Origin of the sequence: Methylocaldum sp. (assembly GCF_035627495.1) — a bacterium.
In the GTDB taxonomy this organism is placed as follows: Bacteria; Pseudomonadota; Gammaproteobacteria; order Methylococcales; family Methylococcaceae; genus Methylocaldum.
On the sequence record NZ_DASPLO010000196.1, the window covers coordinates 1 to 22,084 of the forward strand.

The 22,084-nt window shown below is 58.8% G+C and carries 22 protein-coding genes; 17 read left to right on the forward strand and 5 right to left on the reverse strand.

Annotation, left to right across the window (positions count from 1 at the left end; all coding sequences use genetic code 11):
• From VEB01_RS18895 to tnpC, 3 genes are all read left to right on the forward strand, one after another.
• Nucleotides 1–189: transposase (locus tag VEB01_RS18895; protein WP_324878176.1), on the forward strand; the 189-nt coding region annotated here is incomplete at its 5' end.
• Complete coding sequence (tnpB, locus tag VEB01_RS18900) at nucleotides 165–515, forward strand: IS66 family insertion sequence element accessory protein TnpB (protein WP_324878178.1); 351 nt, start codon at nucleotides 165–167, stop codon at nucleotides 513–515. The genes VEB01_RS18895 and tnpB, both read left to right, overlap by 25 nt.
• Nucleotides 516–548: 33 nt before the next feature.
• Complete coding sequence (tnpC, locus tag VEB01_RS18905; protein WP_324878180.1) at nucleotides 549–2,111, forward strand: IS66 family transposase; 1,563 nt, start codon at nucleotides 549–551, stop codon at nucleotides 2,109–2,111.
• 354 nt (nucleotides 2,112–2,465) lie between these two features.
• On the opposite strand, the gene VEB01_RS18910 is transcribed toward tnpC, so the two are convergent.
• The gene (locus VEB01_RS18910) at nucleotides 2,466–2,774 is read right to left on the reverse strand and encodes a DUF6156 family protein (RefSeq protein WP_324878182.1); all 309 of its coding nucleotides are present in this window, start codon (nucleotides 2,772–2,774) and stop codon (nucleotides 2,466–2,468) included.
• 100 nt (nucleotides 2,775–2,874) lie between these two features.
• A complete protein-coding gene (locus VEB01_RS18915) occupies nucleotides 2,875–3,489 on the reverse strand; it encodes a glutathione S-transferase family protein (protein ID WP_324878184.1) in 615 nt (204 codons plus the stop codon).
• A 406-nt stretch (nucleotides 3,490–3,895) separates the two neighbouring features.
• Between VEB01_RS18915 and VEB01_RS18920 the strand changes: the two genes are divergently transcribed.
• The 4 genes from VEB01_RS18920 (at nucleotide 3,896) to VEB01_RS18935 (ending at nucleotide 9,024) form a co-directional block, all read left to right on the forward strand.
• Nucleotides 3,896–4,276: a hypothetical protein gene (locus tag VEB01_RS18920; RefSeq protein WP_324878186.1), complete on the forward strand. Its 381-nt coding sequence runs from the start codon at nucleotides 3,896–3,898 to the stop codon at nucleotides 4,274–4,276.
• Nucleotides 4,277–4,280: 4 nt separating this feature from the next.
• Nucleotides 4,281–5,243 (forward strand): DUF364 domain-containing protein, encoded by a 963-nt coding sequence (locus tag VEB01_RS18925; RefSeq protein WP_324878188.1) that lies wholly within the window; start codon nucleotides 4,281–4,283, stop codon nucleotides 5,241–5,243.
• 494 nt (nucleotides 5,244–5,737) lie between these two features.
• Nucleotides 5,738–6,307 (forward strand): hypothetical protein, encoded by a 570-nt coding sequence (locus VEB01_RS18930; protein ID WP_324878190.1) that lies wholly within the window; start codon nucleotides 5,738–5,740, stop codon nucleotides 6,305–6,307.
• The gene (locus tag VEB01_RS18935; RefSeq protein ID WP_324878192.1) at nucleotides 6,307–9,024 is read left to right on the forward strand and encodes a tyrosine-protein kinase family protein; all 2,718 of its coding nucleotides are present in this window, start codon (nucleotides 6,307–6,309) and stop codon (nucleotides 9,022–9,024) included. Before VEB01_RS18930 ends, VEB01_RS18935 begins: the two co-directional genes overlap by 1 nt.
• 155 nt (nucleotides 9,025–9,179) lie before the next feature.
• On the opposite strand, the gene VEB01_RS18940 is transcribed toward VEB01_RS18935, so the two are convergent.
• The 3 genes from VEB01_RS18940 to VEB01_RS18950 form a co-directional block, all read right to left on the reverse strand.
• A complete protein-coding gene (locus VEB01_RS18940) occupies nucleotides 9,180–9,719 on the reverse strand; it encodes a copper resistance protein NlpE (protein ID WP_324878193.1) in 540 nt (179 codons plus the stop codon).
• 402 nt (nucleotides 9,720–10,121) lie between these two features.
• The gene (locus VEB01_RS18945) at nucleotides 10,122–10,373 is read right to left on the reverse strand and encodes a (2Fe-2S)-binding protein (protein ID WP_324878196.1); all 252 of its coding nucleotides are present in this window, start codon (nucleotides 10,371–10,373) and stop codon (nucleotides 10,122–10,124) included.
• A 25-nt stretch (nucleotides 10,374–10,398) separates the two neighbouring features.
• The gene (locus VEB01_RS18950; RefSeq protein WP_324878198.1) at nucleotides 10,399–14,163 is read right to left on the reverse strand and encodes a pyridine nucleotide-disulfide oxidoreductase; all 3,765 of its coding nucleotides are present in this window, start codon (nucleotides 14,161–14,163) and stop codon (nucleotides 10,399–10,401) included.
• A 508-nt stretch (nucleotides 14,164–14,671) separates the two neighbouring features.
• On the opposite strand from VEB01_RS18950, the gene VEB01_RS18955 reads away from it, so the two are divergent.
• The 10 genes from VEB01_RS18955 (at nucleotide 14,672) to VEB01_RS19000 (ending at nucleotide 22,078) form a co-directional block, all read left to right on the forward strand.
• Entirely contained in the window at nucleotides 14,672–15,883 is a 1,212-nt protein-coding gene (locus VEB01_RS18955; RefSeq protein ID WP_324878228.1) for an IscS subfamily cysteine desulfurase, read from the forward strand.
• 37 nt (nucleotides 15,884–15,920) lie between these two features.
• Nucleotides 15,921–16,340 carry a Fe-S cluster assembly scaffold IscU gene (gene iscU, locus VEB01_RS18960; protein WP_324878199.1) on the forward strand — a complete coding sequence of 140 codons (420 nt, stop codon included), beginning with the start codon at nucleotides 15,921–15,923 and terminating at the stop codon, nucleotides 16,338–16,340.
• Nucleotides 16,341–16,371: 31 nt separating this feature from the next.
• The gene (gene erpA, locus VEB01_RS18965) at nucleotides 16,372–16,758 is read left to right on the forward strand and encodes an iron-sulfur cluster insertion protein ErpA (RefSeq protein WP_324878229.1); all 387 of its coding nucleotides are present in this window, start codon (nucleotides 16,372–16,374) and stop codon (nucleotides 16,756–16,758) included.
• A gap of 29 nt (nucleotides 16,759–16,787) precedes the next feature.
• Complete coding sequence (gene iscA / locus VEB01_RS18970; RefSeq protein ID WP_324878201.1) at nucleotides 16,788–17,111, forward strand: iron-sulfur cluster assembly protein IscA; 324 nt, start codon at nucleotides 16,788–16,790, stop codon at nucleotides 17,109–17,111.
• Nucleotides 17,112–17,116: 5 nt separating this feature from the next.
• The gene (gene hscB / locus VEB01_RS18975) at nucleotides 17,117–17,653 is read left to right on the forward strand and encodes a Fe-S protein assembly co-chaperone HscB (RefSeq protein ID WP_324878202.1); all 537 of its coding nucleotides are present in this window, start codon (nucleotides 17,117–17,119) and stop codon (nucleotides 17,651–17,653) included.
• Nucleotides 17,653–19,515: a Fe-S protein assembly chaperone HscA gene (gene hscA / locus VEB01_RS18980; RefSeq protein ID WP_324878204.1), complete on the forward strand. Its 1,863-nt coding sequence runs from the start codon at nucleotides 17,653–17,655 to the stop codon at nucleotides 19,513–19,515. Before hscB ends, hscA begins: the two co-directional genes overlap by 1 nt.
• A gap of 294 nt (nucleotides 19,516–19,809) precedes the next feature.
• The gene (fdx, locus tag VEB01_RS18985; protein WP_324878205.1) at nucleotides 19,810–20,151 is read left to right on the forward strand and encodes an ISC system 2Fe-2S type ferredoxin; all 342 of its coding nucleotides are present in this window, start codon (nucleotides 19,810–19,812) and stop codon (nucleotides 20,149–20,151) included.
• A 2-nt stretch (nucleotides 20,152–20,153) separates the two neighbouring features.
• On the forward strand, nucleotides 20,154–21,305 hold the full coding sequence (gene nifV, locus VEB01_RS18990; protein ID WP_324878206.1) for a homocitrate synthase: 1,152 nt from the start codon (nucleotides 20,154–20,156) through the stop codon (nucleotides 21,303–21,305).
• Between the two features lie 46 nt (nucleotides 21,306–21,351).
• On the forward strand, nucleotides 21,352–21,690 hold the full coding sequence (gene nifW, locus VEB01_RS18995) for a nitrogenase-stabilizing/protective protein NifW (protein ID WP_324878207.1): 339 nt from the start codon (nucleotides 21,352–21,354) through the stop codon (nucleotides 21,688–21,690).
• A 61-nt stretch (nucleotides 21,691–21,751) separates the two neighbouring features.
• Complete coding sequence (locus tag VEB01_RS19000; protein WP_324878209.1) at nucleotides 21,752–22,078, forward strand: (2Fe-2S) ferredoxin domain-containing protein; 327 nt, start codon at nucleotides 21,752–21,754, stop codon at nucleotides 22,076–22,078.
• Nucleotides 22,079–22,084: the final 6 nt, after the last annotated feature.

The window sequence follows — 22,084 nt, forward strand, 5'->3', positions numbered from 1 at the left end:
CATCCGGTATCGTTGCCGGCCTTCGCGCCGGTGGTGTCGATCACGGCGCCCGAACCGACGGGTGCCGCCCTGAGTGTAACCTTGCCCAACGGCGTCAAACTGGAACTGCGCGGCGTTGGGGCGGACGATCTCTCACCCTTGCTGAGTTGTCTGGCCAAGCTGCCATGTTCCGCTTCGAACCGGGGCTGAAGGTCTATCTGCACCGCGAGCCGGTGGATGGCCGCAAGGCCATCAATGGATTGGCGCTGCTGGTGGAGCAGTCCTTGGGACTCGATCCCTTCGCGCCAGCGGTCTTCGTCTTCAGCAATCGGCGGCGGGATCGGGTCAAGCTCCTGTTGTGGGACCGTACCGGCTTCTGGCTGATGATCAAGCGGCTGGAAGCCGACCGCTTCCGCTGGCCGAAGGATGCGGCGGTCGTCGAACTCAGTGTGGAGCAACTGCACTGGCTGTTGACCGGCATTGACCTGGCGGTCATGCGGCCGCATCCGCAACGGCACTATGCGAAGGTTGGATAACCCCGAAGTCCCAGTACCGGTACAATAGGGGCGATGGCCACGACGATCACCCTCACCGCCGACGAATACGATGCCTTGCTGGCCGAGCGCGCGCGTCTGACGCAGCAACTGCGCGTCGTCACCGTCGAGCGCGATGTACTGAAAGAGCGGCTGGACGCCTTCCTGCGCCGGCTGTTCGCGGCCAAGTCCGAGGCGCGTAACGCCGCTCAAGGCGACCTGTTCCTCAACGAAGCCGAAGCCTTGGCGCCGGCCGGCACGCCGGTGGCCGAGGAAGTGGAAGCCGAGGGCATCGAAATCGCCGGCCATCTCCGCAAGAAGCGCGGCCGCAAACCGCTCGACCCGCATCTGCCGCGGGAGATCGTGCGCCATGAGCTGCCCGCATCCGAACGTGTCTGCGCCCATGACGGCACGGCATTGGTCGAAATCGGCGTCGACATCAGCGAGCAACTCGACATCATTCCCCAGCAAGTCCGGGTGATTCAGCATCAGCGCGTGAAGTATGCCTGTCCGTGCTGCGACGAGGGCATCCGGGTTTCCCCGGCACCGGCGCGCATCATCCCCAAGGGATTGCTCAGCGAATCGGCGCTGGCCTGGGTGGTCAGCGCGAAGTACCAAGATGCCCTGCCGCTGTATCGACAAGCCGCCCTGTTGGGCCGTTTCGGCGGCGATCTGTCGCGCAACACGCTGGCAGCGAGCATTGTGCGCGTGGGCGAAGCGGTCCAGCCGATCATCAACCTGCTGCGCGACCATCTACTCGAGGCCGACCTGGTGTTGGGCGACGAGACGGTCATCCAGGTGCTCAAGGAGCCGGGGCGATCAGCCCAGAGCAAAAGCTACCTGTGGGCTCAGATGACGGGTTCGGGCCCCCCGATTCGGCTGTTCGCCTATGCGCCTGGGCGCGGAGGAAACCAGGCCACTCATCTGTATGCGGGCATCAAGGCCGGTGCGGTGCTGATGAGCGACGGTTACGAGGTCTATAACGCCATCGCCGAAGCCAACGGCCTGACGCATTTGGGTTGCTGGGCACATGCCCGGCGTTACTTCGTCGAGGCCGAGGCGGTCATCCCGAAGGCCGCCCGCGGACCGGAGCAACCGGCGACGCAATTTATTGCGGCCATCGGCGAACTCTACGCGATCGAGGCCAAGGCCAAAGACTTCACCCCGCCGCAGCGTGGGCAACTGCGCAACGAACACAGCCGGCCGGTGCTGACGAAAATCGAAGCACTGCTCGTGCGGCATCTGCACCGCGTGATGCCGAACAGCTTGCTGGGCAAGGCGCTGCATTACCTCTCGGCGCAGTGGCCGAAGCTGATCCGCTTCGTCGGCAACGGCGCCTGGCCGATCGACAACAACCTGTGCGAAAACGCGATCCGTCCCTTCGTCGTGGGCCGCCGCAACTGGCTGTTTGCCGATACTGTCGCTGGGGCGAATGCCAGTGCCCATCTCTACTCGCTGATCGAAACGTGCAAGGCGAATCGCATTGATCCCTACACGTATCTCGTCGACTTGTTCCGGAAGCTGCCCTTGGCAACAACGGTCGACGAGTTCGAGAAACTCCTGCCCTGGCATCTCACCCAGCCCGTTGCGGCTACCTGACCCGATCGACTACAACCTCGTCTCGCCAAGCTCAAGGGCGTCGTTAAAAGAGCGCTTACCAATGAAAAGCTGTCGGGCTTTCTTTGACTTAGGTGAAAAGGAGTCAGTGAATAGAAAAGGGCAAGCTGTTACAGTTTTCTGCAGAAAGAAGTCGAACGTTTAAAGGCGCGACTGTTTCCGAGATGCCTTGTCTTAGAGTCGCCAACAAAACAAGAGGAATGCTTCACGCAACGCCACGTCGGATGGGATGAAGTCTCATCTCATCTGTCCACCGTTGGGAGAACCCATGGACCCCTCCTCATTCCGAACCCCGTGTGCGCGCACTAAGCCGAACGGCAGAGGCTCAGCTCCTACTCATCGTTGATTGAGTACCTCGCCATTTTCGTCGAAATCCATCCAGTTCCGATCGCCATCCGCATCGGTGATCTCGACGCGCTTCAATATGCCGTTGGCGTGGTATGCATAGCGGTGCTCCATTTCAACCTCCCCATAAACCAGCTTCTGGAGACCGACTAGACGATCCTGCTCGTCGAAATAGCCTCGGAAGAAGGTGTTCCGGTTCTCCAGTTGCTCCGGCTCAAGCTCGGTCAGCAGCTTAAGAGGCAGCTTCACACCGCTGTAGGTCAAAAAATATCGGCATTTTCCACGAATCTCGTCGGTCATGTTTTTTAGGAAACTGAATGTAGGAGGGGGTGATGCCGCATAACGGTCCATGGGATGAGTATCGTGCGGTTCACGGGAAGCAATTGGCGCAGGATTGCATTTAGCGATAGCCCTCCTCCCGCAACACGCGCTGCACAACCGGGCGTGCCAGCATGCGCTGGTAATGCGCCTGGCAGTTCGCCGGCAACGCGATTTTGAGTTTGTCTCCCCAAAATTCGACATAGAACAATGCCGCGTCGGCGATCGAGAAGCGGCCTGCCACATACTCCTTGCCGGCCAGCACATCGTTCATCACCGCGTAGCCCTTCTCGACGATTTCCATCCCGCGCGCCTTCACCGAGTTATGGTCGGCCTCGGTTGGCGTGAAGTTGGAGGTAGTGAAAAGACGCGCGAAACCCTGCATGTGGATCGTCCCGACGACATAATCCATGACCTCGATCACCCGCGCCTCGCCATCCGGATCGTCCGGCAACAGCTTCGCCTTCGGATTGGTGCGGGCGAGCCACCAGGCGATCGCCTGGAACTCGGTCAGCGCCGATCCGTCGTCACGCACCAGCGTAGGAATCGTCGATTTCGGATTAATGGCGAGATAGTCGGCCCGGTACTGATCGCCCGCCGGCAGGTTCACGATGTAAGCCTCGAAAGGCCGGTCGAGTTCCTCAAGCAGAATGTGGATGCCGGTCGAACACGAACCGGGCGTCATGTAGAGCTTCATGCGCTTTTCTCTTAAGAAGCCGTTTATAAACCTACGGCGCGAGCGTGATCCCCTACTCGACCTCCTCAGGCCAAGTACGCCATGACTCTTCGTGCCGTCCCGGAAGGCTTCCAGGTAGCAGAGATCGCACCAGCTTGAGAACACCAGGCCGCGGCAGCGGTGGGGCAAATGGCGAAGTCCCAAGCCAATGTCGTCTTCATGACAAAACCATACGGACTGTAAGTATTAGTACAAGAATCCCCAAGGATTCAACGGCATCGAAAGCGGATTAACCCGCTATTTAGCCGAACGTTTTGGAAGCAAGGCTGCGTCCGGAAGCATTCCGGTTCGTTCCAGGCCCGACAAATGCAAGTCTTGTTGATGGCCTGCCCATTCGGCGGGCGTCCATCAACCTGAGAGAATGACGATGACTGAAACTGCTCTCCACGATCGAATAGAAAAACTTCGACCCTTGGGCGAAGCGGTCTGCACCCGGCTGGAGGCGGAAATCCGGAAGCTCGACCTGCCCGAACGCGAGACGCGGGCGCGGCCGATTTTCGATCTGATCCGCTGTCATACCGAGAAAGATCCTTACAGCGGCGAGGAAACCCTACATGGCATCTGGACCAACCACCACGGGTACCGTATCGGCAGCATCAAATTCCACGGCAACGGCAGTTTCTACGCCGAGTTCGATGTGGCCGAGCCGCATCCGACCGACCCGCGCTGGTTCGTCGAAAGCGTGACGGCCTGGGGAGAAGGCGACACGCTCAAATCCGAGCCACAGCTCTTGAACGCCTTGGAATGAATCCATGATTAATCCCAGAGCGATTTACGAGTCTCTCATCGATTACGCTTCGCTGCCCGACCCGGTACGCGAAGTCGTCATCGGACCGATTTGGACCCTGTGCCGCACCGACCGGGGCATCGGCCTCGCCATGAGCCCGCAAATTCCCACCCGCACCCTGGAGTGGCCGGGCACCCTGTGCGGCCGACCGGTGAGCGAACTCGCGGCCTGGCTCGCGGAATGGGAGCCCTATCAAGCTGCGGTGGGCATGGCAGCGACCAATGCGGCGCTGGCCGATCTCTCCCCGCCGCCGGAGTCGATCCCGGTGACGCCCGGCTCGCTGCTCCCGCCGAACCTCTCGGTCTTCGAACATTTCCTGCCGGAACTGGCGGGCAAACGGGTCGTCGTGGTCGGCCGTTATCCCGGCCTGGCCCGGCTAGGCGAGCATTGCCGCCTCAGCGTATTGGAACGCAGCCCCGGCTTCGACGATTTCCCCGACCCCGCCTGCGAATTTCTCCTGCCCGAAGCCGACTGGGTATTTCTGACCGGAAGCTCCCTCACCAACAAGACCTTTCCGCGGCTAGCGGAGCTCTCGCGCTCGGCGCGATCCGTGCTGATGGGACCGACCGTGCCCTGGTTGCCGGAGTTGGCCGACTTCGGCATCGACGTCCTGGCCGGCGTCGAAGTGGTCGATCCCGAAGCCCTGCGCCGGACCGTGGCGGAAGGGGGCGGCGTCCGCATCTTCGATGGGCCGGTAGGCTATCGGCTGGCGGAGTTGGGCAGCGCCCACCGGCTGGAATGGCTGAAGCAGCGGATCGCCCGGGTATTCGCCGAAAAGGAACGCTTGAGCGCGCTAATGGATCAGTGGTATCGGGAGCGAAGCGAGCGGTTTCCCGAGTTCGACCGGCTGGAAAGCGCGCACCGGCGGCTATCCCGCCTGGACAGCGCCTATAAGCCGCTCTGGGATGCCCGCCAAGCGGGCTCGTGAAGTCCGAGGATATGTAGAAGTCTGGAGACTTGATCTGACGACGGTGTCTGATCGTCAATGACTTGAAGCGACCGATTGTGTTGAAAAAGCCATCCAAAGCGGCTCATCGGCTCGAATCCGCACAGATTTGATTTTTTGTTGATCGCAGTTTCAATAACTTACGATCTTGTTGACGCAGGAGTGAGCGGGATTTTTGCTGCTTGGCGACTTTTTCAACAAAAATGACCCTCAACGGACAGTTAGCGCCAACAGAGTGAGTTTCCGCTGTTCGGCCAGAGCTGACGGTCGGCAGTGGTGAGTGTGGCTCCGAGTGGATGTCTGCTTCTAGAATCCACCAGTAAGGGCTTCGACCCTGACCGATCATTCATGTGAATTGACAGTCCTCGTGTCCAACTGGGACAGGTGTCGGCAATTCATTGTCGTTAAATGCTTGGATGTTCCCCGCATTGACACGAAAATGATAGCCTTGTGGCTTTCAAGGACGGCCAATTTGCGTGGATGTTCATCCAAAAAGGTTTTTCAGGCTTAATGCTCGATTATTGAAAGTGGCTTCTTGTGGAAGTCTACCTGATATTTTCTTGGTACCAAGACAGATTAGGAATTCAAATTTGGAAGATTATTCGGCTGCTCATATATCTCGCCTCGCGGACGTCGAGGTGCTAATTGAATCTAAAACTAAAAGAACCACTGCTGCTGCGCATCTTGGTGGTGTCGCTGTTGAGTGTCGCCTCAAGGAGCTAGTAATTGGATACCATCAATTAACGGCCTGGGATCAAGCAAGCAAACGCCCAAAAGACACATGGAATGGACGGCCGATTCCTCGTCCCGGACATAGCCTCATTGGCGCAGTAAAGCTCATGTCAAAGTTGCACGAAAAAGCGCGTACTGATCCCCTATTTCTGACTCATCTTAACCGGGTCATCCACCCAACTGGAGCCACGGAAGCGGACTACATAGAACTCCGCTACTCAGCCTATGAGTTAGGCGATGACTCACTGATGGACTGGCGCAAGAGTTTTGATTATGTACTCGGGTGGTTGAAGAAAAATGAGGCGATGCTGTGATGAATGACGCACTCACTCTACGAAAACAACTCGATGACAAATTTGGGAACAGATACGAACTCGAAGTCGGTGCGGACAAGACAGCGATTATTCTGGTCATTGACGAGTCATTTTCTGGAAAGCCATGGGAAAAACGTCTGGAGCAGGTAGAATCATTGATCCGAGGCGCGGGGTTTAGTCCGGGAATCATGGAGCTATACACGTCGAAGGAAGCAGAAGAGAGAGGTCTTAGCATCTCAACGACAGAGACGCTTGCACCTGCAAATTGGGAATCGGCAGTATCGATGGTAGAGGCGGGGCGACAGCCCTCAGAAAAAATACCTCGGCGTAAGCCACGACGCGTGGTTTTCTATTCCTATAAGGGGGGAGTCGGACGAACAACCGCCTTGGTACACACGGCATTTCACTTGGCTCGCAATGGCGAACGAGTTGTTATCGTAGATATGGACGTCGAAGCGCCAGGACTTCACTCGGTGCTTCCTCATCCGGATGAACATGAGATTCAGGTGGGGCTCGTTGACTATCTCTGGGAACGTCAGGTCCGCCCTTACGATCCGGAAACGGGTGAAGGGATGGAAACTTGCTTAGTCGAAGTTGGCCGCGGAGATAGGTTGGCAATATCATATTCCGTCGAAGACCCAGTATCGCGCGCGCAGATACATGTAATCCCTGCGGGCGCAGTGGGCGCCAAATTTGTTCGGCGTCTTGCTACGCTTTCGTCCCAAGATGTCCTCAGCCGTTCCGATGATGCATGGTCACTGTTCGAAAAGGAACTTGTCGAACAAATTGAACCCGACGTTATGCTCATTGACGCTCGTACCGGACTTGGAGATTGGGGAGGTCTATCACTCCTTCGTCTCGCCGACGAAGCTTTTCTTATCCTCTATCCTAGCGACCAAAACGCGGAAGGGATCCGGTTCGTGCGCGAGACGCTAAGCCAACTTACCGGGATAAAAACGCATCTGGTTTTATCGCCGGTACCCGAAGGCGTCATCGGAATGGAACTTGTGGCACGATTTCTTCCGCTGCTAGGTATTGACGAAAGCAAGCAATCCGTCGAGGAAGACGAGCGACCTGAAGAAAAACAGCCTGTCGTCATTCATTACAACCCCAGTATCGCTTCGGCTCTTCGTTATCCAGTCGAATCCGCCATGGCTGACTACGCTCGGCTTGCGAATCTACTGCGCGACACCGAGACCGAAGGTAAAGTCGAGGCGACGATTCAACGGCTGGATCGCTGGAAAATTATTGAATCGCTTAAATTTCCAGAGCGCGACGCTAAGGCTATTGCTGCGGACGACTTCGAGCTTTTCTTCCAGAAAACATCGGACTTCGAGAAGTTTCTTGATGATGCCCGTTGGGTCGTTCGCGGACGCAAGGGAACGGGAAAATCGACCCTGTTTCACCTGTTCGTCGAACATAAAGAAAATGCAGCAAAGCGTGCAAGAGGAAGGCTCGAAGACATCGATATTCTTCCTGGTCACGGGCCAGCCCCAGGGGCGATATTCCGGCCGACTACTGATGAGTTCGAGGCCATTCGACGAGGATTGGACAAAGGTCATCACGATTGGCTTTCATTCTGGCGCGCGTACGCGATTATCCGGGTCTTTGCTTCCGCAAAGTCTACTCTCATCGAATCTGCTCTTAGTCGAACTGAGATGAAGGTGTTGCGCAGTCATCTTAACTCCTCCTTTCCTAGCGACTCCACCCAGCAATGGCGATCATTCCATACGACAGCCCTTTTGAGTCTGCTGGGAGACCCCCTTAATGGACTATGCCGCGATCTCATGATCGACATGAATAAAATTCTCGGCGAAAAAGGAAAAAAGCTATGGCTTCTTTACGACGATCTCGATCAGGACATTAAGGAGGATAGCGAATGGCAAGAGGAGGCGCTTGGCGGTTTGCTACGGCTCGCTTACGACTCTAACAACCGGGACCTCCACCACATTCGCTTCAAGATATTTCTCCGCGAGGACATATGGAGCAAGCTTGTTTTCACTAATAAAAGCCATTTTGGAGAAGCTCGCACTCTTCTATTGCAGTGGAAAGTTGATGATTTCCTTCGACTGGCGTACAGATTGGCGACGGGTGGTTCGCCAGAATTCAGGGCGCTGGCACAACGAGATTTCCCCCTAACGGATTCGGAAGTGGACACAGCCAATGAGGAAGAACTTCGCAAGGCTCTCGCACCCCTTTGGGGGCTGAATCAGGAAAAGAAAAAAAATGCCTTTGCCGCGAGATGGGTCTATAACCGCATGACGGATGCTCGTGACAACACTTATCCGCGGTCGCTCACGGTTCTCTTGAATGCAGCTCGCGAAGAAGAACTTCGAGGGCGAAACAACAAACCGGCATCCACTAAACCGGCACCTATGGACAGACTGCTTAGTCCTCGTGCAATGCAAGCTGGTCTGACTGCCGCATCCTATGCGCGAGTGAACGAACTTAAGAACGAATACCCGGATTTAATCCCCTTTCTAGAAGATATCGAGAAGAACAATACGCTCCGCTCTCAGTTCAAACGTGAAGAATTAAGCAAAGTTTGGGAGGCAACTTCTCGGAGCAAATATCCAACGTTCGAATCCTTCGTCACGAAACTCAAAGATGCTGGTCTTTTGGAGGAGAAGAAGAGAGGGGAAACTTATGACTATGGAATCGCGAGTCTCTATATTGATGGTCTTGGAGTTAGGCGCGTTCAGGGAGAGAAAAAGTAAAGACCGAAATGTGTACTTAATCACCTAAACTGTTACGTCATGCCTGTTTCTGACCGATAGCGCCAGCTGGAGCACAGATCGGTAAAGCTGCCGTTGATGAAAACGCTCCGCCTGATCGCCAATGCTTCGCCAATGGTCCTTTGGCGTAGTGTTCGTCAATGGATGTGCATTTCCCGATTGTTTGCCCTGTCGCTTCTTTGCAGCAGATACCTATCCGGGTCTCCAGGTACGGGCGTGCCGTCGTGGCTGAGATAGAGCAAAGTACCTTCATCTTTAATGGCGAGCCGACGCTGAGGGGCCTCTTTGTTGGGGGTCAACAAGACGATACCTTTGGTGTCGTCCCATGCGTATTTGCCTTTTTCGAAGGACTCTCGGTTTTGCGGCTTTGCGGGTTGGATGACCAAAAGATAATTGTTCTTGGCATTCAAAGACAGGGTCATTTTCAGACCGTTGCAATTTTCGTCCTGACACGGCAGGTAGCCGTAAAAGACGCCCCGAAATTGACCTGTCGCCTCCTTGGGACTGGCATGAGCCGAATGATCCATGGCACCGGGCTGGCCCAGTTCGCGAGCTTTGAGCGCTTGTTCTTGGATTTGCATATCGGTTTCCGCCCAAGCGGCGTTGAGCGAGGACAGCAATGCGCCGAAAACAATGATTAACGCCTTTTTCGTCATTTTTCTGTTCAATGCTTTCATAAGGGATTTCTCTTGTTCTATGTCCGAAACTCGCGTCGCCAATGAGGCGGACATGCATGTGACATTGTACGCCACCTAGGGCGTGTTAACTTGATGGTCACGTTCTGTCTTGTCGTGTGCCAGCAATTGGAATTGGGGGTTCAATGGCGCCTTCGGGAACGATGGGATCAATTTCGAACCGCACTTGCTCACGCTGTCTGCGTATAAAACGGTCACATTTTTCAACGAAGCCCGAAAACCAGGCGCAAAAAAACCGCGGAACGGCTGCCTAACATCCGTCCCGCGGCACAAAATGGCGAAGACCAGACGCCCAATGCCTTTAGAGCGATGGTTTCTCTCCGCCGAACACGCTCGTGTCAGCTTTCCCGTATCGGGTCGTTCTCCGAACCGGAGCAGAGGGTTCTATAGACAAACCTCCTGGCCGCTGCCGCTTGCTGGCAGCGGATACATGGCCACGTCACCCGCCTGCTCCGCCGGGATGCTTCGGTTACCCGATTCGCCGCGACGCAGCAGTGCGCGAATCTCGCGATTGCACTTGCCGCAACCGGTGCCGGCCTTGAGGCAGGCGGTGATGTCCTTGCGCGTGCACGCCCCCGAACGTATCGCTTCGCAGATTTGGCGTTCGGTAACGGCTTTGCAGATGCAGATATACATAAGAGATGCCTCAATTCTTCATTGCTCAATCACGGGGCATCGGATGAGTCTCGAAAAGATAATCGAGCCATAAATTGGACACTTTCTCCAAGGTCGTGTTCTGCCGCAAACGGGTGTTCAGGTGCGGGAAATCGACCTGGTCCAGTTCCTGGTCCTGGTTGTAGCAGGTGTAGACGAAGCGCTCCTTGCCGGTCGCCGGATCCACCTGCTTGCACATGCACTGGGCACAGACGCCCTTCATCATGCATTGCATCGGCGAGTTGATGGAGCCGATGGCCACGTGGTCTGCCTTGAGGTAAGGCTTGAGCGTATCGAACCGCGCAGCCTTCACTGCCGCCATCATGCGGTCCGAACCGATCGCGATGATGCGGTCGGCGGCATCGAGGGGAATGGGAATCTCGCCCAGTGCGCCGCTGCCATAAGCCACCATGGCTTCGACGATGTTGCCGACGAAGGTTTTGTCCTGCGGCCGCGTCGTGGGAATCGCCGCGCTGCCGCCCGCCTTGTCGACGGACCAGACGATCACGTCGGAAGCTTCCTCGATCTCCTTGACCTTGAAGAGATCCTGGGCGCTCCGGTAGCCGGCGAAGTACAGCACCCGGTTGCCGGCCTCGCGGAGCGCCTTGCCGATGGAGAACAGCACGGCGTTGCCGAGGCCCCCGCCCAAGAGAAGCACGGTTTCGCCCTCGGGAATTTCGGTAGGTGCGCCGGTCGGTCCCATGAGCACCACGGGGTCGCCCGGTTTCCAGGTGGCGCAGAGGCGCGAGGAGGTACCCATTTCCAGGGCGATGACGCCGACTAGGCCTTTTTCCCGGTCCACCCAGGCGCCGGTGAGGGCGATACCCTCCGTCGCCAGCGAGGTGCCGTTCAGCCGCGGCGCGTAGGACTCGAAGTTCTGTACCCGATAGAACTGCCCCGGCTGGAACTTGCGGGCGGCCATGGGGGCCTCGATGGTAATCTCGATAATGGTGGGCGTCAGCCGCTGGACCTCCACGACCTTAGCCACGAGCAATCCGTCCAACCGCGCCTGAAAGGCCGCGAGTTCCGCATCCCGCTCGGGTTGTGCCGAGGCGTCGAGCCCGCGGAGCTCCTCCTCGAACAGCTTGACCACGTAGGGAAAACCATCCTTCGCGCTGGCCATGGCCTTGACCACGTTGCCGGCGTAAACCGGGTGATTGTCGCCGTAGTAAGTGATGTACTTGCCCTCCTTTTCATAGGAGGTGAACGGCGCCGGGATCAATTCTTTCGGCATGCCCCAGCCGTTCTTGGCTTCCATCTGCGGCGGGCCGTTCTCGCTCCAGACGGGTTCGAAGCGCTGGAAGAAACTGCCGTCGGCCTGGAAGGTGCCGGGGAATTCGCTTTCGTAGATGGTGTTCGGCGAGGTGCCCGCGGCGACCAGGAGGGTGCGCAAAGGCACCGTGGGCTGTTCGCCCGAATCGACCCATCGCCCGTCGTCGCGCTTGACGAGCTTTTCGAAACGCACCGCCCGGAGATAACCATAGTCGTCGGTGAGGGCTTCCTGCGGGTTCATGCCTTCGGCGAACACCAAGCCCTCTTCCATTGCCTTGATGATTTCTTCGTGGTTCTGGCGATAGGCCGGCGAATCGTTCATACCCTTGCGGTAGAACAGCGTTACGCCGCCCCATTGCCGAATCAGCGGTTCGAAATCCGGCGCTTCGCCGGCGGCCTTGGCGCAGTTGCGTTCTGCCCTCACGGCCCGGCCATGGGTGAGAAACTCGTCGAGGATAATGGTTTCTTCCGCGTCCAGGCGTCCGCGTACCTGCGCTTCCCCGTAACGGACGGCCAGCTGCTCGTACCGGTCCAGCGTTTTTTCCACCTGCACCGGGTAATAAGCCAGGAGTTCGGTCACCGCATCGGTAGCGGTGAGCCCGCCCCCGATGACACCGGCAGGCAGCCGCACCTGGAGATTGGCGAGGGAGGACTGCTTGGCCGCTCCGGAGAGCTGCAGCGCCATGAGGAAATCCGAGGCCTTGCGAATACCGCGGGTCAGATTGTTCTTGAGGCCGATCATGGTCGGCTTGCCGGCGCCTGAGGCGATGGCAATATGGTCGAAGCCCAGCGCCCAGGCATCGTCGATGGATAGGGTGCTCCCCAGCCGCACCCCGCCGTAGACGCTGAAATTCCCGCGCCGGGCCAGCGTCAGGTAGATCACCTTGAGGAAATTCTTGTCCCAGCGCACGGTGATGCCGTACTCGGCGACGCCGCCGAAACCCATCAGGACGCGCTCGTCGAGGTTCTCGTACAGCATGTGGAAGTCGTCCACCGCCTCGGGCAGCCCCGCATCCTTCCCGGTCAGTTCTTCCGGCAGGGGCTCGACTTTCAGGGCGTCGATGGCCACCACGCCGAAGCCCTCGTTCAGGAGATAGTGGGAAAGCGTATAGCCGGCCGGCCCCAAGCCCACCACCAGCACTTTTTTCCCGTTGTAAGGCAGAGCATGGGGACGCTTGAGGTTCAAGGGATTCCAGCGGGTCAACAGACTGTAAATCTCGAAGCCGTAAGGCATGAACAGCACATCGGTGAGGATGTTGGTCTCCACCTGCGGAATATTGACCGGCTCGGTGACGCGCTGGAACACGCAGGCCTTCATGCATTCGTTGCAGATGCGATGCCCGGTGCCGGGCGCCATGGGGTTGTCGGCCACGATCATGGCCAGAGCGGCGATATTGTCTCCCTGCCGCTTCAGGGCGAAGGCTTCCGAGATGCGCTCTTCCAAAGGACATCCGATCTGCGTGACATCCAGGGGATTGTGGCGGAACTCGCCCTCCTTGGTGCGCTGCCCCTTGGAGCAGTAATCGTTGTTGCGGTCGTGGCAGATGACGCAGCGGTCCACCTCGTAATTCGCCTCGCGGGCAGCGGCTCGAAGGTCGGTCAGGCCGAAACCGTCGCGCCGCCGGCGCTTGTCCGGAGGCCCTGCCAGCACCTCGTATCCTTCCCGTTGTTCGGTATGGCACTCCACCAGATGCTCATAGTTGATGCGCTCGGGCTGTTTCAATGAAAACCAATCGGCGACCTCTGCGCGGGTCGCGGGATCGTTGAGTGCGGCATAGGTCCAGCGTTCGATGGGATCGAGAAGCCGCTCGATGAAGGCCGGCTGGTCAGCCTCCGACAGAGCCGCCGCGAAACGCCGGCGCGCGCCGTCGTCGGCTTCCAGCTTTCGGCGCAGCGCGGCCGTATCGGCGTCCGCATCGCCCGCATAGTCGCCGGGTTCCCCTTTGGCTTTCGCCTGGTAATGCTTCGCCAATGTTTCCAGACGAACGGCGACCGTAGCCAGCGCCTGTTCCGGATCAAGGCTCACAGCGGCGTCCGGAAAGACTACCCGCTTCAAGTCTTCGATTGCGGCGGCCAGTTCCTCCTTATTAAAGGTCGCTAACGCTTCGGCGGTGAACTTCTGGGCAGCGCGTTTGACCACCGTGTTTTTAAAAGTGAAAACGCTTTCGAACTCGCGGGCCGCTGCGCCCCGTTGAGCTTCCCGTTCTTCCTCCACATTGAACAGGCGCGCCACGAAACGGCCTAGGTGAGGCGCGACCCGGAGCAGCGCATTGGCCATCTCGGCCGGAGGCAGTTTCTCGTCTTTATCCGTGCGGCAAATGTTATAGGTACGGTAGGCCTCGGGGTCTTCCGCTTCCAAAGTCCGATCGAAGACTTCGGAAAGCTCTTTAAGGCGCATGGGATCGTACAGGTCCCGGTAGCTGAACCCGGGAATACCTAAGGTAAAGTCGCGTCGGGCGAACGGGTCGCCTGCTGTGGCACTGCGCTTTGTAAGGTCCATAATCGGATTTACCCCTGAACTCGTACGGTCTTTTGGTACGCAGGCTCAAGCAGAAGGCATGCCATCAATTGATTCCCACAGCAAACCGACCAAGAATAAGCATTTCTACCAACTCCCCGAATGAAAGCAGGCTGTTGCATTTGTTACGAACCGCGGGTGATTTGGCGATTTTTGTAGCGAACGTGACAAACGGGAGATCGGACGGGGAATGACGAGCAGCGGAAAGGACTCCGCAATGCCGGGACTTGGCTAGCTTCGGCTTTGCCTTACGAGCCGGACGATAAAACCGGCGGATAGCCCTACATCGAGACATTCCGGATCGATTTTGTTTAAAACCTGACAAACGTCCGCGCCAGGCTTTCGATAATTTTTCTTTATTAATCGGCGACTTGTAGACACATGCCGTGTTGGTACAGCCCTTGCTTAAGCTAATGCAACCCAGCAAGGCTTACCGCTCGGGGCGAGCGGCCCGGTTCTTGTTGACAGCGAACCCGGAGAAACCATGCCCATGAAACTACCGATTTATCTCGATTATTCGGCGACGACCCCGGTTGATCCACGCGTCGCGGAAAAGATGATTCCCTTCTTGACGGAAGCATTCGGCAATCCCGCCAGCCGGTCCCACGCCTTCGGCTGGACCGCCGAAAAGGCGGTGGAAGACGCTCGGGAGGAAGTCGCGAAACTGGTCAATGCCGATCCCAAGGAAATCGTCTGGACCTCCGGCGCAACCGAATCGGACAACCTGGCCATCAAGGGAGCGGCTCATTTCTACGAGACCAAGGGTCGCCATCTCATCACCGTCAAGACCGAGCACAAGGCGGTGCTCGATACCATGCGGGAATTGGAAGCCCAGGGTTTCGAGGTGACCTATCTCGATCCGCTACCCAACGGCCTCCTGGATCTGGAGGCGTTTCGGGCCGCGATCCGTCCCGACACCAGCCTCGCCTCGGTGATGCACGTCAACAACGAAATCGGCGTGGTGCAGGATATTGCCGCCATCGGCGCGATCTGCCGCGAGCATCGCGTGATCTTCCACGTCGACGCCGCGCAATCCACCGGCAAAGTCGAGATCGATCTCGCCCGGCTGCCGGTCGACCTGATGTCTTTTTCCGCCCACAAGACCTACGGGCCCAAGGGCATCGGCGCGCTGTACGTGCGCCGCCAGCCGCGGGTGCGCCTCAAGGCGATGATGCATGGCGGCGGGCACGAGCGGGGCTTGCGTTCCGGCACCCTGGCCACGCACCAAATCGTCGGCATGGGCGAAGCTTTCCGTCTGGCCCGCGAGGAAATGGCCGAGGAATCGAAGCGGATCGGCGGCCTCCGGGACAAGCTGCTCGCGGCCGTCAAGGATCTCGAAGAGGTCTATATCAATGGCGACCTGGAACAGCGGGTACCGCATAACCTCAACGTGAGCTTCAACTACGTCGAAGGCGAATCCCTGATGATGGCCCTCAAGGATCTCGCCGTATCCAGCGGTTCCGCCTGTACCTCCGCCAGCCTCGAGCCCTCCTATGTCCTCAGGGCGCTGGGACGCAGCGACGAGCTGGCGCACAGCTCCCTCCGGTTCACCTTCGGCCGTTACACCACCGAAGCGGACGTGGATTTCGCGATCTCCCTGATCAAGGAAAAAGTCGAGCGCCTGCGCGACCTCTCTCCGTTGTGGGAAATGTACAAGGACGGTATCGATATCAATTCAGTGCAATGGGCTGCCGCGCATTAAGCGGAATTCGTAAATCACCAACCAGTTGGAGAGCATCATGGCGTACAACGAGAAAGTCATCGATCACTATGAAAACCCGCGCAACGTGGGAACCTTCGGCAAAGAGGAAGACGGAGTCGGCACCGGCGTCGTCGGCGCGCCCGCCTGCGGCGACGTGATGAAGCTGCAGATCAAGGTCAACGACGACGGCGTAATTGAAGACGCCAAGTTCAAAACCTACGGCTGCGGTTCGGCGATCGCGTCCAGCTCCCTGGTCACCGAATGGGTGAAGGGCAAAACCGTCGAGGAAGCCCTGGCCATCAAAAATACCGAAATCGCCGAAGCCCTGGCTCTGCCGCCGGTCAAAATCCACTGCTCGGTCCTCGCCGAGGATGCCATCAAGGCCGCCGTCAACGATTATCGGGCGAAAAGCGGCGTGGACGACGCCGGTTACGACATTTGCAAATCCGCCGCATAACGAGGACAGCATCATGAACGCAGTGAACGCCATGGTTGACATTCAAGACCTGACACCGCCGCCCCCTCCCCTCATCTTCAGCAGCAACGCGGCCAACAAGGTCAGCGAGCTCATCGCCGAAGAAGGCAATCCGGATCTGAAGCTTCGGGTTTATGTCTCGGGTGGCGGTTGTTCCGGCTTTCAGTACGGTTTCTCCTTCGAGGAAACCATTGCCGACGACGACACCACGGTCGAGACGGACGGGGTGACTCTCATGGTCGACCCGGCCAGCCTGCAATATCTCGCTGGGGCCGAAATCGACTACCAGGAAGGGCTGGAAGGTTCGCGGTTCGTGATCAAGAACCCGAATGCCGCTTCGTCCTGCAGTTGCGGCAGCTCGTTCTCGATAGCCTCCGGTTGTTCCTCCCAGTCCCAGTGAACTACGGCGATAAAACGGGAGTTCAGATTATGGCAGTAACCTTGACGGAAAAAGCGGCGCGCCAAGTGCAAAAGCATTTGGCCGCCCGTGGCGCCGGCTTGGGCCTTAGAGTGGCCGTCAAGACCTCGGGGTGCTCGGGTCTCGCGTACACCCTGGAGTTCGTCGACGAATCGGCCCCGGAAGACCAAACCTTCGAGAGCTTCGGCGTCACCGTGCTGGTCGATCCGAAAAGCCTGGCCTATCTCGAAGGGACGGAGCTGGATTATGTGCGGGAGGGTTTGAACGAAGGCTTCAAGTTCAATAATCCCAACGTGAAGAACCAGTGCGGCTGCGGCGAGAGTTTCAACGTTTAGGTGTAATGATGACTCCGGCGGCGACACGCAATTACTTCGAGTTGTTTCAATTGCCAGCCATGTTCCAACTGGATCTCGACCAACTCGACAGCCATTACCGGGAGATTCAGGCCCGCGTGCATCCCGACAAGGCCGCGCACTTGAGCGATACCGAAAAGCGTCTGTTCCTGCAATGGGCGACTTTCGCCAACGAGGCCTACCGTACCTTGAAACTGCCCTTGGAGCGGGCGCGCTATCTTCTCCGGATTCACGGCGTGGATACCCGGGAAGAGGATAATACGGCGATGCCCGCGGAGTTCCTGCTGGAGCAGATCGAATGGCGCGAGGAATTGCAGGAAGCGCTGGCTCTGCGCAGCCAGCCGGCACTGGATAGGCTGGCGCTGCGCCTCCGGACGGAGATGGATAGTTTATTCGGTTCGCTCGCCACCCTGCTCGACGTCGAGCAGCGTCATCCGGCGGCGGCGGACCTGGTACGCCAACTGGCGTTTCTCGAAAAGCTAGGCCGCGATCTCGATCAGGCCCAGGCTGTATTGGAGGACTGATGCTGCTGCAAATTTCCGAGCCCGGCGCAAAAGCTCCCGCCAAGCCGCGACGGCTGGCGGTGGGCATCGATCTCGGCACCACCCACTCGCTGGTGGCCACTGTCCGCGAGGACCGTCCGGTCGTACTCGAAGACGCTCAGGGGCGCGTCCTGTTGCCGTCGGTGGTGCACTACCATGCCGACCACCGGGTGGACGTCGGCTACGAAGCCGGGGTCTGGCAGAGCGACGACCCCGCGAACACTTTCGTTTCGGTCAAGCGCTACATGGGCCGTGGCCGTGACGATCTGCCGGAACGGACCGGCACCCCCTACCGATTTGCCGACACCCCCGGCATGGTACAGTTCGAAACCCAGGCGGGGACGGTGAGCCCGGTACAGGTCTCGGCTGAAATTCTCAAAGCCTTGCGCGAGCGGGCGGTCCGGTCCTTGGGTGACGAACTCACCGGCGCGGTGATCACGGTCCCCGCCTATTTCGACGAAGCCCAGCGCCAAGCCACCAAGGATGCCGCGAAGCTCGCCGGACTCGAAGTGTTCCGCCTGTTGAACGAACCCACCGCGGCGGCCGTCGCTTACGGACTCGATCAAGAGGCCGAAGGCGTTTACGCCGTTTATGACCTGGGTGGCGGTACCTTCGATATTTCGATACTCAAACTCACCCGCGGCATTTTCGAAGTGCTGGCCACCAACGGCGATCCGGCGCTGGGCGGAGACGATTTCGACTACGCGATTTATGACTGGCTGCTCCGGGAAACCGGCATCCCGTCTCCGACCGCGGGCGATGCGCGCCGGCTCCTCGGCGCGGCGCGGGCGGCCAAGGAGCGTCTCTCCGAGCTGCCCAGGACGCAATTCAATGCCGCACTGTCCAACGGCACCGTGGTGGATCGCACATTGTCCCGGGAAACCTTCGATGTCTTGACCGAAGCCCTGGTGAAAAGAACGCTGGCGCCAGTGCGAAAGGCACTCCGCGATGCGGGGCTGTCCATCAAGGACATCAAGGGCGTCGTTTTGGTGGGCGGAGCCACCCGCATGCCCTGCATCCGCAAGGCGGTAGCCGAGTTCTTTCAACAACCGCCGCTCACCAATCTGGATCCGGACAAGGTGGTGGCCATCGGCGCCGCCCTACAGGCGAATGCCTTGGTCGGCAACCGTGCCGGCGACGATTGGCTGTTGCTGGATGTGATCCCGCTCTCCCTTGGCATCGAAACGATGGGCGGCCTGGCCGAGAAGATCATTCCCCGGAACTCCACCCTGCCAGTGGCGCGCGCGCAGGAATTCACCACCTGGAAGGATGGCCAGACCGCCATGAGCATCCATGTGGTGCAAGGCGAGCGCGAACTGGTCAGCGAATGCCGCTCGCTGGCGCGATTCGAACTGCGGGGCATTCCCCCCATGGTGGCGGGCGCCGCCCGCGTCCGGGTAACCTTCCAGGTGGACGCCGACGGCTTGCTGAACGTGTCGGCCGCGGAACAAATCAGCGGGGTCGAATCCAAAATCGAGGTCAAACCGTCCTACGGTCTGAACGACGGCGACATCACCCGCATGATCGAGGACTCTTACCGGCACGCCCAGGACGATATCGTGGCGCGACGCTTGCGTGAACAGAAAGTCGAGGCGGCGCGCCTAATCGAAGCCACCGAAGCGGCGCTGGCCGAAGACGGCGGACTCCTGTCCGCGGACGAACTGGCTGTCATTACGCAGGGGATGGGAGTTCTGCGCGAAACCGTCGAGGGCTCCGACTGGGAAGCGATCAAAAAAGCCGCCGATGCACTGAACGAGGCGAGCACCGAGTTCGCCGGCCGGCGCATGGACTACAGCATCAAAACCGCATTGACCGGACAGAAACTCGAAGAACTGCGCGTATGAGCATGAACACACCGCAGAAAACCCGCGTTTTCGTAGCTTTTGTAGGGTGGGTTAGGCGCGTACAGACACGGCGTTTCCATCTCGCACCGGCCTCCCCGCGCGCCGTAACCCACCATGCCGGCGTCACACCTCGAACGGTGGGTTACGACGCGCACGAAGCTTCATGGAAATCGATCGGCTCCGAGGTGATGCGCGTCTAACCCACCCTACATGAAGCCTGAGATTGACTAATGCTTTGGAAGAAGAGATGAACGTACGCCCCGACAACAGGCTCGAGAAAGGTAGCACCTGACCATGCCGAACATTACCGTCCTGCCTAACACCGAACTCTGCCCGGAAGGCGCCGTCGTAGCCGCCCGCAAGGGACAGACCATCTGCGAGGCGCTGCAGGCCGCGGGCATCGAGATCGAGCACGCCTGTGAACATGCCTGCGCCTGTTCCACCTGCCATGTCATCGTGCGGGAAGGATTCGCAACTTTGGACAGCGCCGACGAAGGCGAGGAAGACATGCTGGACCGCGCCTGGGGTCTCGAGCCGCATTCCAGGCTGGCCTGCCAGGCTTTCGTCAAAGGCGCCGATCTGACCATCGAGATTCCGCGCTACAGCCGGAACCTCGCGAAAGAAAAGAAGGCTTAACCATGAATCCGCGGAAGGTCATCGTCAACGACACCACCCTTCGGGACGGCGAGCAGACCGCCGGGGTTGCCTTCAACGCGGAGGAAAAGCTTGCCATCGCGAGCGCTCTGGCCGCCGCCGGCGTTCCGGAAATGGAAATCGGCATCCCGATGATGGGACCGGAGGAACGGGAGATCATTGGCGCCATTGCGGGGCTCCGCCTGCCCGCTCGGCTCATGGTATGGGGCCGGATGTGCGAGGCCGATCTGGAAGCGGCTGCCGGCAGCGGAGCCCATCTGGTCAATCTGTCGATTCCGGTTTCGGATATCCAGCTGCTTCATAAGCTCGGCCGCGATCGCGACTGGGCGATCGCGGCCGTGGCCCGCATCGTGGAACGCGCGCTGGATACCGGCATGGATGTTTGCGTAGGTGCCGAGGACGCTTCCCGGGCGGATCCGGATTTTCTGCTGAGAATGGCGGAAACCGCACAACGGGCCGGCGCCCGCCGCATCCGCTTCGCCGATACCCTGGGGCTGCTGGACCCCATCTCCGCTTACGAACGCATCCGGCGCCTCGCGGAAGCCGTGGATCTCGAGATCGAAATGCACGCCCACAACGACTTTGGCCTCGCCACCGCCAATACCCTGGTCGCGATCCAGGCCGGGGCGAGCCACGTCAACACCACGGTCAACGGCCTTGGCGAACGGGCCGGCAACGCCGCCCTCGAGGAGACGGTCATGGCTTTGCACCAGTTATACCAACGGCCTACCGGCATCGACGTGAGCCGATTCGGAGCCATTTCAGAGCTCGTGGCCCAGGCTTCGGGACGTCCTGTGGCACCCAACAAGAGCATCGTCGGCGAGGCCGTTTTCACCCATGAGGCGGGTATCCACGTGGATGGCCTCTTGAAGAATGTACTCAACTATCAAGGCGTAAATCCCAAGGATCTGGGGCGCGAGCATCGAGTGGTGCTGGGCAAGCATTCGGGATCGCATGCCGTCATCCAGCGCTATCGCGAACTTGGGATCGACCTGAGCGAAATCGCCGCCGCTCAGCTATTGAAGCGGATACGCTTTCATGCGAATCAGACCAAACGGTCGCCAAGCACCGCCGAGCTCCAGAGTTTTTACCGGGAAACGGCTATGCTCGAGCGTTTCCCCAACCTGCCCGGCTGACCCGATACGCGCACGACCCGGAAACAACCCCGAAGAGGAATAATTCATGAATCCTGTACTGCAACGCATAGAAAGTTTCTCCGCAGCCGAGGAGTTCTTCGATTTCTTCGGCATCGCGTATCGACCCGAGGTCCTGCACGTCAACCGCCTGCATATCCTGAAACGCTTCAACCAATACCTCTCCAGAACGCCGATTCCCGATGATCTGGACGAAACATCGGCCTGGAACATCTGCAAGGAGCATCTGACCCGGGCCCATGATGATTTTGTGACCTCCAATGCGGCCCAGGAAAAAGTGTTCAAGGTCTTCCAGGATCAGGAGGGCAAGAGCATTTCCCTGGACAGCATGAAGGCCAGCCTCGTTACCCGGAAACAAACCGGCTAGCGGATAGCAGCCCAGGCGCGGTGTAGAAGAAAGCCGTTTAATTACAATTCGAGGAACCACGATGCCGAAACCCGCCAAACACGTGTTCGTCTGCGCCCAGGCCAGGCCCCCAGGTCATCCCCGCGGATCCTGCGCGCAACTGGGCTGCGCGGCGGTACTTCAGACTTTCGCCCAACAGTTCGAGCAAGGGCAGCTCCACGGAAAATTCGCGCTGACCAGCACCGGCTGTCTCGGTGCTTGCGATTACGGCCCAACGGTCATCGTCTACCCCGAGGGAGTGATGTACACCAAGGTCAAACCGGAAGACGTGGGCGAGATCGTTACCGAGCACCTGGAAAAGGGCATACCGGTGGAGCGTCTGCTCGCGCCCGAAGCGGTATGGTCCTGAAGGAAC

What these genes read in the sequence shown, in the direction of transcription:
- tnpB (WP_324878178.1), top strand. Translation starts at nt 165, where the DNA reads ATGTTCCGCTTCGAACCGGGGCTGAAGGTCTATCTGCACCGCGAGCCG.
- tnpC (WP_324878180.1), top strand. Translation starts at nt 549, where the DNA reads ATGGCCACGACGATCACCCTCACCGCCGACGAATACGATGCCTTGCTG.
- VEB01_RS18910 (WP_324878182.1), bottom strand. Translation starts at nt 2,774, where the DNA reads ATGACCGACGAGATTCGTGGAAAATGCCGATATTTTTTGACCTACAGC.
- VEB01_RS18915 (WP_324878184.1), bottom strand. Translation starts at nt 3,489, where the DNA reads ATGAAGCTCTACATGACGCCCGGTTCGTGTTCGACCGGCATCCACATT.
- VEB01_RS18920 (WP_324878186.1), top strand. Translation starts at nt 3,896, where the DNA reads ATGACTGAAACTGCTCTCCACGATCGAATAGAAAAACTTCGACCCTTG.
- VEB01_RS18925 (WP_324878188.1), top strand. Translation starts at nt 4,281, where the DNA reads ATGATTAATCCCAGAGCGATTTACGAGTCTCTCATCGATTACGCTTCG.
- VEB01_RS18935 (WP_324878192.1), top strand. Translation starts at nt 6,307, where the DNA reads ATGAATGACGCACTCACTCTACGAAAACAACTCGATGACAAATTTGGG.
- VEB01_RS18940 (WP_324878193.1), bottom strand. Translation starts at nt 9,719, where the DNA reads ATGAAAGCATTGAACAGAAAAATGACGAAAAAGGCGTTAATCATTGTT.
- VEB01_RS18945 (WP_324878196.1), bottom strand. Translation starts at nt 10,373, where the DNA reads ATGTATATCTGCATCTGCAAAGCCGTTACCGAACGCCAAATCTGCGAA.
- VEB01_RS18950 (WP_324878198.1), bottom strand. Translation starts at nt 14,163, where the DNA reads ATGGACCTTACAAAGCGCAGTGCCACAGCAGGCGACCCGTTCGCCCGA.
- VEB01_RS18955 (WP_324878228.1), top strand. Translation starts at nt 14,672, where the DNA reads ATGAAACTACCGATTTATCTCGATTATTCGGCGACGACCCCGGTTGAT.
- iscU (WP_324878199.1), top strand. Translation starts at nt 15,921, where the DNA reads ATGGCGTACAACGAGAAAGTCATCGATCACTATGAAAACCCGCGCAAC.
- erpA (WP_324878229.1), top strand. Translation starts at nt 16,372, where the DNA reads ATGGTTGACATTCAAGACCTGACACCGCCGCCCCCTCCCCTCATCTTC.
- iscA (WP_324878201.1), top strand. Translation starts at nt 16,788, where the DNA reads ATGGCAGTAACCTTGACGGAAAAAGCGGCGCGCCAAGTGCAAAAGCAT.
- hscB (WP_324878202.1), top strand. Translation starts at nt 17,117, where the DNA reads ATGATGACTCCGGCGGCGACACGCAATTACTTCGAGTTGTTTCAATTG.
- hscA (WP_324878204.1), top strand. Translation starts at nt 17,653, where the DNA reads ATGCTGCTGCAAATTTCCGAGCCCGGCGCAAAAGCTCCCGCCAAGCCG.
- fdx (WP_324878205.1), top strand. Translation starts at nt 19,810, where the DNA reads ATGCCGAACATTACCGTCCTGCCTAACACCGAACTCTGCCCGGAAGGC.
- nifV (WP_324878206.1), top strand. Translation starts at nt 20,154, where the DNA reads ATGAATCCGCGGAAGGTCATCGTCAACGACACCACCCTTCGGGACGGC.
- nifW (WP_324878207.1), top strand. Translation starts at nt 21,352, where the DNA reads ATGAATCCTGTACTGCAACGCATAGAAAGTTTCTCCGCAGCCGAGGAG.
- VEB01_RS19000 (WP_324878209.1), top strand. Translation starts at nt 21,752, where the DNA reads ATGCCGAAACCCGCCAAACACGTGTTCGTCTGCGCCCAGGCCAGGCCC.